This is a genomic window from Paracoccus sp. Ld10, from assembly GCF_045064235.1.
Lineage (GTDB): Bacteria > Pseudomonadota > Alphaproteobacteria > Rhodobacterales > Rhodobacteraceae > Paracoccus.
Genome location: NZ_JBISHD010000026.1, coordinates 1 through 10,024 on the forward strand (window position 1 = coordinate 1; position 10,024 = coordinate 10,024).

The window sequence follows — 10,024 nt, forward strand, 5'->3', positions numbered from 1 at the left end:
CCCCCGTGCCCCCGCCGCCAGTCGCCGCGGCCTGATCCTGTCCGTGGCCGTGGGCCTGGGCGTTCTGGCCGCGATCGCGCTGGACACCACCGTGGTGCAGGTCGGGTCCGACGCCGATGCCCGCCAGCAGGCGTTTTCGCCCGACACCTATGGCACGCAGGAATTCCCCCGCATCCGTGACGCGGTGATCGAACGCGCCGTGCCCGCAACCGACCTGGCCGCCGCCATCGCCGCCGATCAGGACGCGGCCATCGCGGAATACGGCACGCCCGCATCCACCGGCGCGATCATGATGGTCACCGTGACCGGCACCGCCGGAGAGCCGCGCGCCGGGGTCTATCCCCTGACGGTCGAGGGCCTGCCCGATGATCTGCGCGTCCGCGTGCAGACCGGCCCTGCAATCAACGGCACCGACCTGCGCGACGCGCCCGGCGACATCGCGTTCGGCGCGTTCAAGAACCAGATCGAATATCAGGACGCCGGGTCGGGCATCAACCGCGCCATGGCGGCCGAGGTGCTGGCCCCGATCGACACCGCCGCCCTGACGGGCAGGCAGGTGACGGTGACCGGCGCGTTCCGGCTGATCAATCCGGCGAACTGGCTGATCACTCCCGTCGCGATGGAGGTCCAATGAGCGCCGAGGTCGTCCTTGCCGCCCGCAATGTGGCGAAATCCTATGGGCAGGTCCATGCGTTGAAGGGCGTGAACTTTGACATCCACCGCGGTCAGGTCACCACCCTGTTCGGGGAGAACGGCGCGGGCAAATCGACGCTGATGAAGATCCTGTCGGGCGTGATCCAGCCCACATCGGGCCAGATCATGCTGGACGGTCAAGCGGTGGCATTCGCAAACGCCAACGACGCGCGCGATCAGGGCATCTCGATCATCCACCAGGAACTGTCGCTGGCGCCGAACCTGTCGGTGCGCGACAACATCTTCATGGGCCGCGAGATCATGGGCGCGCTTGGCGTGAATTACGCCGAAGAGGACCGCCAGACCCTCGCCCTGATGGAGGAGCTGGAGGAACAGATCGCCCCCTCGACCCTGGTCGAGGACCTGCGCCTGGGCCAGCAGCAGATCGTCGAGATCGCCCGCGCCCTGTCCGTGGACAGCCGCATCCTGATCATGGACGAACCCACCAGCGCCTTGTCGGCCAGCGAGGTCGAGGTCCTGTTCAAGGTCATCCGCGACCTGACCGCGCGGGGCGTCAGCATCGTCTATATCTCTCACCACCTGGAAGAGGCGCTGACCATCACCGACCACGCGGTCGTGCTGCGCGACGGGGTGATGACCGCCTATGCGCCGCGTGCGGACATCGATCTGGAATGGATCGTGCGCAACATGGTCGGCGACAATTACGACCTGGGCAGCCCGCCCGACAGCACCATGGGCGATGTCGCCCTGTCCATCCGCGACCTGTCGGTGCCCGATGCCACGGGCCAGGATCTGGTCGACGGCCTGAACCTGGACGTGCGCGCGGGTGAAATCGTCTGCATCTATGGCCTGATGGGCGCGGGCCGGACCGAGCTGCTGGAGACGGTCGCCGGCCGCCTGCGCGCCACGGGCGGGCAGATCGTCCTGGAGGGCCATGAGATCAGCCACCTGTCCATCGGCGAACGTATCGCCCGCGGCCTGGCCCTGGTCCCCGAGGACCGCCAGCGCGATGGCCTGGTTCAGACCATGAGCGTCGGGCAGAACCTGTCGCTGGCCTCCATCGCGCGGTTCACGCGCGGGTTGTTCACCAGCACCCGCGCCGAACGCGAGCTGGTCGACGACAGCATCCGCCGCGTGACGGTCAAGACATCGGGCGGCGGCGCCCCCATCGGGTCGCTGTCGGGCGGCAACCAGCAAAAGGTGGTGATCGGCAAGATGCTGGCCACCCGGCCCCGCGCCATCCTGTTGGACGAGCCGTCGCGCGGCATCGACATCGGCGCCAAGGCCGAGGTGTTCCGCCTGCTGGCCGAGGGCGCGATGGACGGCCTGGCGGTGGTCTATTCCACCTCCGAGGTCAGCGAATGCCTGTCCATCGCCCACCGGATCATCGTCATGCACAAGGGCCACATCACGGCCGAATTCGACAGCACCGTGTCCAAGGACCGGATCATGGCCGCCTCGGGCGAGTCCGTGGCAGCCTGAGGGAGAGACCCATGTCCGCAACCACCACCGCCCCCGCCAAGAGCCGGTCCCTGAACATCGGCCGCCTGCTGCTGGAGGGACGCGCCTTTTTTGCGCTGATCGCCATCATCGCGGTCTTTTCGTTCCTGTCGCCGAACTATTTCACCCTGTCGAACCTGCTGATCATGTCCAGCCAGGTCGCGATCTTTGGCATCCTGTCCATCGGCATGCTGCTGGTCATCCTGAACGGCGGCATCGACCTGTCCGTCGGGTCGATCCTGGCGCTGTCCGGCGTCGTCGCGGGTGCGATGATGCAGGGGGTCGAAATCGACGCAATGGGCGTGATCCTGTACCCGCCGGTCTGGGCGGTCGTCGTGCTGACGCTGTGCGTGGGTGCGGCGGTCGGCGCGGTCAACGGCGTGCTGGTCGCGATCTTCAAGGTGCCGCCCTTTGTCGCGACGCTTGGGGTCATGTACGTGGCCCGCGGCATCGCGCTGCTGATGACCAACGGGCTGACCTACAACAATCTGCGCGGGTCCGAGGCTTTGGGTAACACCGGCTTCAACTGGCTGGGCTTTTACCGCATCGGCGGCGTGCCGATCAGCGTGATCGTGCTGGCCGTTGCGGCGATTGCCGCGGGGCTGATGCTGGGCCGGTCGGCCTTCGGGCGCTGGCTGTACGCATCGGGCGGGAACGAACGCGCGGCGGAACTGTCCGGCGTGCCGGTCAAACGGGTCAAGATCACCGTCTATATGGTATCGGGCGCGCTGGCGGCGGCGGCGGGTCTGGTGCTGGCGTCGCAGCTGACATCCGCCGGACCCACGGCGGGCAACGCGTACGAGCTGACCGCCATCGCCGCGGTCGTCATTGGGGGCGCGGCGCTGACCGGCGGGCGCGGCAATGTGCGCGGCACCATGCTGGGCGCCTTTGTCATCGGCTTTCTATCGGCGGGCCTGGTGATCATCGGGGTCAGTTCGTACTGGCAGACGGTGTTCACCGGCGCGGTGATCGTGCTGGCCGTCCTGATGAACTCGCTTCAATACGGCAGCGGCACGCGCAAGACGTGAGGCACTGCCCCCGACCTTCCCCGCCTGCCACAGGGATGGCGCGCGGAAAGACTGCCCACAACCGGGCAGGACCACCACACCAAGGGAGAGAGACAAGATGATGAAGATGACGCGCCGGATGCTGATGGCTGCCGTGGCCACCGTGCCGCTGATGGCCGGATCGGCCTGGGCCGAAGGGCTGATCACCGTGATCGTGAACGACCCGGCCAACCCGTACTGGTTCACCGAGGGCGAGGTCGCCAAGGCCACCGCCGAGGAACTGGGCTATACCGCCAATGTGGCCGCCCACCGCGGCGACACCAACAGCGAAAGCACGCTGATCGACACCGCGATCACCAACCAGTCGGTTGCGATCATCCTGGACCCGGCCAATGCCGACGGTTCGGTCGGTGCCGTCCAGAAGGCCGTCGATGCGGGCATCCCGGTGTTTCTGGTGAACGCCGAGATCAACCAGGAAGGCCTGGCCAAGGCCCAGCTGGTGTCGAACAACGCCCAGGGCGCGGCGCTTGGTGCGCAGGCCTGGGTCGAGGCGATGGGCACGGATGGCGGCAGCTATGTCGAGCTGTTCGGCGCGCCCTCCGACAACAATGCTCAGACCCGCTCGAACGGTTACGAGACGGTCCTGTCCCAGTACCCGGAATTCGAAAAGGCCGGAGAAGAGGTCGCCAACTGGGACCGCACCCAGGGCTATCAGCGCATGCAGTCGCTGCTGCAGGCGAACCCCGACGTCACCGGCGTGATTTCCGGCAACGACGAGATGGCCCTGGGCGCCATCGCCGCGCTGAAGGAGGCCGGCAAGCTGGAGGCAGTGACCGTGGGCGGATTTGACGGCAGCCCCGACGCCGTCGAGGCCGTCCGCGCCGGAGAGATGGCCTATACCGTCCTCCAGCCCGTCGCCGTCTTTGCCGAAGCCGCCGTCCGTCAGGCCGACAGCTTTATCAAGACCGGCGAAACCGGGGTCGACGCCGAAAAGCAGCTGTTCGATTGCTTGCTGGTCACGCCGGAAAACGTGGACAGCTACAGCGCGCCATTCGTTCTGGATCAATGACATCTGCGGGGCGCGCGCGCGTCATGATGCGCGCGCCCCATCCTGATCGACCGGCGCCAGCGGACACCCGCCATGCGCGCCGGCGATCCGTCGGTGGGTCGCCACACGAGTTCCGGCGTCCAAAGACGCATTCCCGCGATTCTTAAAACGCGGTCGGACCCCGAGCAGGGTCACTTGGTGTGCAGTAACCACGCGGCAGTGCGCGGGACCACACTCTGCAGATGGCCGATCAGCGCAGCATGGCGATCAGACCGCGCTGTCATCGAATATTCAGGGAAACACAGGCGATGCTGCTGGTGCAGCACCGCCCTTGGATGGATCAGGCCGCGTCGGCCTGATCCAGACGGACCAGACGCCCCTCGACGGCCAGCATCTGGGCGACGGCATGGGCGGCCTCGGCCCCCTTTTTCACGAAATGCTCACGATAAAAACCGGTCAGCAACTCGGTTTCCTGATAATTGTGGGGCGTCAGCGACACGGAAAAAACCGGCACACCCGTGTCCATGCCGGCCTGCATCAGGCCCGTCACGACGGCGCCCGCGACGAAATCGTGGCGATAGATGCCGCCATCGACCACCAGTGCGGCGGCGACCACGGCGTCGTATTTGCCGGTCAGCGCCAGCTTCTTGGCCAATTGCGGCATCTCGAACGCGCCGGGGACATCCCAAGCCTCGACCTGAGCGCCGGGCATCAGGCTGGCGGCCTGGGTCAGGAAACCTTCATGCGCGCGGTCCACGACATCGGCGTGCCAGCGTGCCTTGATAAAGGCGATACGGGGGGATTTGGTCATCTTTCAGGAACCTTACGTCAGTTGCGTCAGGCCCCCAAGGCATACCGCAACTGACGCCGGGGTGGCGCACGGTGCGGTTCTCTTCCATCCGGACTATACCGTCGGCCCCGGAATTTCACCGGATCTGCTGACCCCCCTGCAAAGGACAAGGGGCGCTCGCGGGCTGTGACCGCCGGTGGGGAATTACACCCCGCCCTGAGAACACCCCAAGGATAGCGGCGTTGCCCCTCCGCGCCAAGGGCCGGACAGGAAAAATCCTGTCAAAACCGCCGCGTCACACGGGTTCGATATCACCCTGCGCCCGGCGCGCGTGGAAATCGGCGACGAACGCGTCCAACTGCCCCGCGGCGATCGCGTCCCGCAAGCCCGCCATCAGCTGTTGATAGTAATGCAGGTTGTGCCAGGTCAGCAGCATGCCGCTGATCATTTCGCGCGCGCGAAAGACGTGGTGCAGATAGGCGCGGGAATAGCCCGTGCAGCAGGGGCATGTACAATCCTCGTCCAAGGGACGCGGATCGTCCTGGTGGCGGGCGTTCTTGATGTTGACCTGTCCGCGCGGAGTCCATGCCTGGCCCGTCCGCCCGGACCGCGAGGGCAGCACGCAATCCATCATGTCGATGCCCCGCTGGACCGCGCCCACGATATCGTCGGGCTTGCCCACGCCCATCAGATATCGCGGCTTGTCCTGCGGCAGGAAACCGGGGGCATAGTCCAGCACGCCGAACATCGCCTCCTGCCCCTCGCCCACGGCCAGCCCGCCGACCGCGTAACCATCGAACCCGATGGCCTGCAGAGCCTGGGCGCTTTCCTCGCGCAGATCGCGCGTCACGCCGCCCTGCATGATGCCGAACAGTGCATGCCCCGGACGGTCGCCGAACGCGTCGCGCGATCGCTGTGCCCACCGCATCGACAGGCGCATGGACGCCGCCACCGCCTCGTCCGTCGCGGGCAGCGCGGGGCATTCGTCGAAACACATCACGATGTCGCTGCCCAGCAGCTTCTGGATCTGCATGCTCGTTTCGGGCGACAGGAAATGCTTGGACCCGTCCACGTGGCTGGAAAACGTCACCCCGTCCTCGGTCAGCTTGCGCAGGCCCGCCAGCGACATCACCTGAAACCCGCCGCTGTCGGTCAGGATCGGCTTGTCCCAGTTCATGAACCTGTGCAGGCCGCCCATCCGCGCCACACGTTCGGCGCCGGGGCGCAGCATCAGGTGATAGGTGTTGCCCAGCAGGATGTCGGCACCCGTGGCCGCCACGCTTTCGGGCAGCATCGCCTTGACCGTAGCCGCCGTGCCCACCGGCATGAAGGCCGGGGTGCGGATCTGGCCGCGGGGCGTGTCGATCACGCCCGTGCGCGCCGCGCCGTCGGTCGCCTGCAGGGTAAAGTTGAAACGCGTGGTCATGGTGCCGCCCGAGCCTTTGGAACCGGGCGCTTGTAGCGCCGCCCCCCGCCCTGTGCAATGCGCGTGCCACTGGACCGCGGGCGGGTGACACCCTATATAATCGGTCGGAATTGAAGGATGATCCGATGACCGAACCCCTGATGGAAGGCGCGCCCCTGATCGCGCCCTCGAGTACCGACCATCCGCTGTACGAGCCGATCGTCGAAGCCTGCAAGACTGTCTATGACCCGGAAATCCCGGTCAACATCCATGACCTGGGTCTCATCTACACGGTCGACATCAACGACGCGTCCGAGGTGCGGGTGATCATGACACTGACCGCCCCCGGCTGTCCCGTGGCCGGAGAGATGCCCGGATGGGTCGCCGACGCGGTCGAGGCCGTGCCGGGCGTCAAGCAGGTCGACGTCGAGATGACGTTCCAGCCGCAATGGGGCATGGACATGATGTCCGACGAGGCGCGCCTGGAATTGGGCTTCATGTGATTGCCGGCCGGGGGGCGGTCTTGAACCGGTGCCCCCCGGATGACTATCTTGATGCCAAGCCCGAAAGGATTTCGCCATGTTCGCCATGCCCGGCACCCCTCCCGTGACCATCACCCCCGCCGCCGCCGCCCGGATCGCGCAGCTGATGGCGGGCAAGAACGCCTATGGCTTGCGGATCGGCCTGAAAAAGGGCGGCTGCGCGGGCATGGAATACACGATGGAACTGGCCGAGACCCCCACCGCGAACGAAGAGGTGGTCGAATTGGACGGCGCGCGCGTCATCATCGCGCCCATGGCGCAGATGTTCCTGTTCGGCACGCAGATCGACTATGAAACCGGGCTGTTGGAACAGGGATTTCGGTTCCGCAATCCCAATGTCACCGACAGCTGCGGTTGCGGTGAATCGGTGAACTTTGCCCCTCTGGAGGGCAGTCGCGCCCAAGGCTGAGCCTTGCGCGGGGGCGGGACGCTGGCTAAGCCTGTCCCGAACCTACGGAGGACCCTCATGGCACCGCGCAAACTTGCCGCTGGAAACTGGAAGATGAACGGCGATCTGGCCGCATTGGCGCAGCTGGACGACATGGCCGCCGCCGCCGAGGGCGCGACCTGCGACGTGCTGATCTGCCCCCCTGCCTTGCTGATCCACCCGATGATGGCGCGCGTCGGCGCCAGTGATCTGCTGGTTGGCGGGCAGGACTGCCACCACGCGGACAAGGGCGCCCATACCGGCAACATCGCCGCCGTCCAGCTGCGCGATGCGGGCGCGACACATGTGATCCTGGGCCATTCCGAACGCCGCGCCGATCACGGCGAAACAGACGCCATGGTACATGCCAAGGCTGCGGCCGCCCATGCCGCCGGCCTGATCGCCATCATCTGCGTCGGAGAGACCGAGGCCGAACGCGACGCAGACCGCACCCTGGACGTGATCGCCACGCAGCTGGCAGGGTCCGTGCCCGACGGGGCCAATGCCCGCAACACCGTGCTGGCCTATGAACCGGTCTGGGCCATCGGCACGGGCCGCACGCCCACGCTGGACCAGATCGCTCAGGTCCATGCCCTGATGCGCGACCACCTGTCCGCGCGCCTGTCCGACGGCGCCGATGTCGCACTGCTGTACGGTGGCAGCGTCAAGCCCGCGAACGCGGCCGAGATCTTTGCCACCCCGCATGTAAACGGCGCGCTGGTGGGCGGTGCCAGCCTGAAGGCCGCGGATTTTGTCCCGATCATTGCCGCCCTGGACGCGGCCTGATCGATTTTCACCATTGCGTCGCCTGACCCCGCCGGGTAATCAGGCCGCGCGTGCACCCGTAGCTCAGCTGGATAGAGCGCTGCCCTCCGAAGGCAGAGGTCACTGGTTCGAATCCAGTCGGGTGCACCAATAATCACTGCGTTTGCGCGATGCCGGGTTGGCTCTATACCGCCATTGGCCCAGAAACTCGCACAGAAACCCTCTTATTCGGGTGGTTTTTGACGGGAGGCGGCGATCCAGGTCAGGCGGTCGTGGCCAGACGGCGTGTAGTCCCGCCCATTACGCACCCACACCTCATGGCGAACCGATCCGTCTTCATTGTAGAAGGTGTCTGCCGGTCCATGGTCCCGGTGCATCTTCCCGTCCCTCCACCACTCTTCATTGTTCGGCCGGCCATCACGATAAAAAATGACGGCAGGCCCGTCTTCCCGGTGCTTTTTGCCGGCAACCCACCACTCTCGGCGACTCAGAATGCCGTCCTCCATAAAATCTATGGTAGCTGCTTCAAACACCGCGCTTCTGTGGCAAAGAGTCCTTGGAACGGCTCCGGTCGTGTTCTCGACGACAGATGAGGTATACTGGATCATACCCCACCCTCCCTGCACGCCGCGGCAATCCATTCCAGCCGCTGATGGGGAGAAAGACCGGCCACAGCCTCGTCATAACAAGTCTTCAACAGATCCATGGCGTCCGCGGATTCCTCACCGGAGGCAGACACGGTTAAGAGCGGGGCGAGGTAAGGGAGCGTGATGTGCCTCTCGCCGCCTTCGTAGTCAATGTCGCTTTCCATGCGCGCCGGGTCGAAGGTGAACGGGTCGGTCATGGCCTTCCCTCCCTTGACCTGGTCGCCGCGTGTTCCAGGACCCGCAAACCAGCCGCGAAACCCGTCCACCCGGCGACATCCGCAGCACGCTCCCTGATCGCCGTTGCAGGGCCCTGCAACCACCCATCAAGGGCCTTCCTGTCCGACAAAGTCCACGTCAGCACCTCATGCGCCGTCAAGGGTCGGCAAACCCGCCTTACAGTCTCCCCAACCACCTTACCCCTCCAGAGCTGCTGATCGACGACCTCGTAGCGGTCGAAAACTTCGGGTGGGATGGTCATAGAACACCCTCCCTGTCTTTCTTTCCGCTTAGGGATCCTACCCTTTTCGCGGCAGCCAGGCGCCCATGGTTACTGTTGTTCCACGCGACCTGCGCCACCACATCCTCTGGGTCCCGCATGTCGCCCTCGAAACGCATCTCCCCGTCATGGAAGACCACAAGCGCACCTGGCACTGGATCGGAAGGCACAAGTAACATCACCGGGCAGCCCTCATCCTCTCCGACCTCCACCAGCATGCCGTGCTTTATAAGCACGGCGACAAGGTCCTCTATGCAAGCCTGGAACGCGGCCGCCTCTTCTTCGCTGGGCGAAGGCTTCGGAGGCGCTGGGAAAAGGGTGCGGTAGGGGAAGTTTATCGGTGTCATGGCTGGTCTGGGAGCTTTCATGGCTTCACCTCCCACATCTTCCATAGCAAGTGCGACATGCGCTCGACCCAGTCGGATTCCTGGATGCCATCAGCAGGCCTATCCACGGTGCTCTCATGTTCCAGTAGCGACCACAGCCTGGCTAGGCTCCAGACCCATTGATTTTACGCCCTTTGCGTGATTCAGGCCGCCGCAAGGAGACCTGATCGATGAGCAACTTGTTCTGGCTGACCGAAGCGCAGATGGCGCGCCTTCGCACGTTCTTTCCCAAGAGCCATGGCCGCCCACGCGTGGACGATCTGCGGGTTCTGAGCGGCATTATCTTCATCAATCGCAATGGCTTACGGTGGTGCGACGCACCGAGGGAATATGGACCGGCCAAGACGCTTTATAATC

Annotated in this window: 13 protein-coding genes, 1 tRNA gene and 1 riboswitch; of the genes, 9 read left to right on the forward strand and 5 right to left on the reverse strand. The window is 65.3% G+C overall.

Annotated elements, in window-relative coordinates; all coding sequences use genetic code 11:
- From ACJJVR_RS08155 to ACJJVR_RS08170, 4 genes are all read left to right on the forward strand, one after another.
- The coding region (locus ACJJVR_RS08155; protein WP_405403676.1) for a DUF2291 family protein at nucleotides 1-634 on the forward strand (634 nt) is incomplete at its 5' end.
- Nucleotides 631-2,136 (forward strand): sugar ABC transporter ATP-binding protein, encoded by a 1,506-nt coding sequence (locus ACJJVR_RS08160; protein ID WP_405403677.1) that lies wholly within the window; start codon nucleotides 631-633, stop codon nucleotides 2,134-2,136. The genes ACJJVR_RS08155 and ACJJVR_RS08160, both read left to right, overlap by 4 nt.
- A gap of 11 nt (nucleotides 2,137-2,147) precedes the next feature.
- A complete protein-coding gene (locus ACJJVR_RS08165) occupies nucleotides 2,148-3,182 on the forward strand; it encodes an ABC transporter permease (RefSeq protein ID WP_405403678.1) in 1,035 nt (344 codons plus the stop codon).
- 97 nt (nucleotides 3,183-3,279) lie between these two features.
- A complete protein-coding gene (locus ACJJVR_RS08170; protein WP_405403679.1) occupies nucleotides 3,280-4,230 on the forward strand; it encodes a D-ribose ABC transporter substrate-binding protein in 951 nt (316 codons plus the stop codon).
- 319 nt (nucleotides 4,231-4,549) lie between these two features.
- Here ACJJVR_RS08170 and ACJJVR_RS08175 read toward each other — a convergent pair whose 3' ends face one another.
- Nucleotides 4,550-5,020 carry a 6,7-dimethyl-8-ribityllumazine synthase gene (locus tag ACJJVR_RS08175; RefSeq protein ID WP_405403681.1) on the reverse strand — a complete coding sequence of 157 codons (471 nt, stop codon included), beginning with the start codon at nucleotides 5,018-5,020 and terminating at the stop codon, nucleotides 4,550-4,552.
- A gap of 72 nt (nucleotides 5,021-5,092) precedes the next feature.
- A riboswitch (FMN riboswitch) is annotated at nucleotides 5,093-5,227 on the reverse strand.
- Nucleotides 5,228-5,294: 67 nt separating this feature from the next.
- The gene (gene tgt, locus ACJJVR_RS08180) at nucleotides 5,295-6,425 is read right to left on the reverse strand and encodes a tRNA guanosine(34) transglycosylase Tgt (protein ID WP_405403683.1); all 1,131 of its coding nucleotides are present in this window, start codon (nucleotides 6,423-6,425) and stop codon (nucleotides 5,295-5,297) included.
- Nucleotides 6,426-6,550: 125 nt separating this feature from the next.
- Between tgt and ACJJVR_RS08185 the strand changes: the two genes are divergently transcribed.
- The 4 genes from ACJJVR_RS08185 to ACJJVR_RS08200 all read left to right on the forward strand — a co-directional run bounded on the left by ACJJVR_RS08185 (nucleotide 6,551) and on the right by ACJJVR_RS08200 (nucleotide 8,288).
- The gene (locus tag ACJJVR_RS08185) at nucleotides 6,551-6,907 is read left to right on the forward strand and encodes an SUF system Fe-S cluster assembly protein (protein WP_405403684.1); all 357 of its coding nucleotides are present in this window, start codon (nucleotides 6,551-6,553) and stop codon (nucleotides 6,905-6,907) included.
- A gap of 76 nt (nucleotides 6,908-6,983) precedes the next feature.
- On the forward strand, nucleotides 6,984-7,355 hold the full coding sequence (locus ACJJVR_RS08190) for a HesB/IscA family protein (protein ID WP_405403686.1): 372 nt from the start codon (nucleotides 6,984-6,986) through the stop codon (nucleotides 7,353-7,355).
- Nucleotides 7,356-7,412: 57 nt separating this feature from the next.
- Entirely contained in the window at nucleotides 7,413-8,159 is a 747-nt protein-coding gene (tpiA, locus tag ACJJVR_RS08195) for a triose-phosphate isomerase (protein WP_405403687.1), read from the forward strand.
- 52 nt (nucleotides 8,160-8,211) lie between these two features.
- Nucleotides 8,212-8,288 (forward strand) — tRNA-Arg (locus ACJJVR_RS08200).
- A 74-nt stretch (nucleotides 8,289-8,362) separates the two neighbouring features.
- Here ACJJVR_RS08200 and ACJJVR_RS08205 read toward each other — a convergent pair.
- From ACJJVR_RS08205 to ACJJVR_RS08215, 3 genes are all read right to left on the reverse strand, one after another.
- A complete protein-coding gene (locus ACJJVR_RS08205; RefSeq protein ID WP_405403689.1) occupies nucleotides 8,363-8,746 on the reverse strand; it encodes a toxin-antitoxin system YwqK family antitoxin in 384 nt (127 codons plus the stop codon).
- Nucleotides 8,743-8,982, reverse strand: coding sequence for a hypothetical protein (locus tag ACJJVR_RS08210; RefSeq protein ID WP_405403691.1), 240 nt, complete (start codon nucleotides 8,980-8,982; stop codon nucleotides 8,743-8,745). Before ACJJVR_RS08210 ends, ACJJVR_RS08205 begins: the two co-directional genes overlap by 4 nt.
- Nucleotides 8,983-9,259: 277 nt before the next feature.
- Nucleotides 9,260-9,649: a hypothetical protein gene (locus tag ACJJVR_RS08215; protein ID WP_405403692.1), complete on the reverse strand. Its 390-nt coding sequence runs from the start codon at nucleotides 9,647-9,649 to the stop codon at nucleotides 9,260-9,262.
- A gap of 188 nt (nucleotides 9,650-9,837) precedes the next feature.
- Here ACJJVR_RS08215 and ACJJVR_RS08220 point away from each other — a divergent pair.
- Nucleotides 9,838-10,024, forward strand: a 187-nt coding sequence (locus tag ACJJVR_RS08220; protein ID WP_405403693.1) for a transposase, incomplete at its 3' end; no start/stop codon positions are given.

Excerpts from the sequence above, each read along its gene's own strand:
- ACJJVR_RS08170 (WP_405403679.1), top strand. The coding sequence starts at position 3,280 with ATGATGAAGATGACGCGCCGGATGCTGATGGCTGCCGTGGCCACCGTG.
- ACJJVR_RS08190 (WP_405403686.1), top strand. The coding sequence starts at position 6,984 with ATGTTCGCCATGCCCGGCACCCCTCCCGTGACCATCACCCCCGCCGCC.
- tgt (WP_405403683.1), bottom strand. The coding sequence starts at position 6,425 with ATGACCACGCGTTTCAACTTTACCCTGCAGGCGACCGACGGCGCGGCG.
- ACJJVR_RS08185 (WP_405403684.1), top strand. The coding sequence starts at position 6,551 with ATGACCGAACCCCTGATGGAAGGCGCGCCCCTGATCGCGCCCTCGAGT.
- ACJJVR_RS08165 (WP_405403678.1), top strand. The coding sequence starts at position 2,148 with ATGTCCGCAACCACCACCGCCCCCGCCAAGAGCCGGTCCCTGAACATC.
- tpiA (WP_405403687.1), top strand. The coding sequence starts at position 7,413 with ATGGCACCGCGCAAACTTGCCGCTGGAAACTGGAAGATGAACGGCGAT.
- ACJJVR_RS08175 (WP_405403681.1), bottom strand. The coding sequence starts at position 5,020 with ATGACCAAATCCCCCCGTATCGCCTTTATCAAGGCACGCTGGCACGCC.
- ACJJVR_RS08215 (WP_405403692.1), bottom strand. The coding sequence starts at position 9,649 with ATGAAAGCTCCCAGACCAGCCATGACACCGATAAACTTCCCCTACCGC.
- ACJJVR_RS08205 (WP_405403689.1), bottom strand. The coding sequence starts at position 8,746 with ATGATCCAGTATACCTCATCTGTCGTCGAGAACACGACCGGAGCCGTT.
- ACJJVR_RS08160 (WP_405403677.1), top strand. The coding sequence starts at position 631 with ATGAGCGCCGAGGTCGTCCTTGCCGCCCGCAATGTGGCGAAATCCTAT.
- ACJJVR_RS08210 (WP_405403691.1), bottom strand. The coding sequence starts at position 8,982 with ATGACCGACCCGTTCACCTTCGACCCGGCGCGCATGGAAAGCGACATT.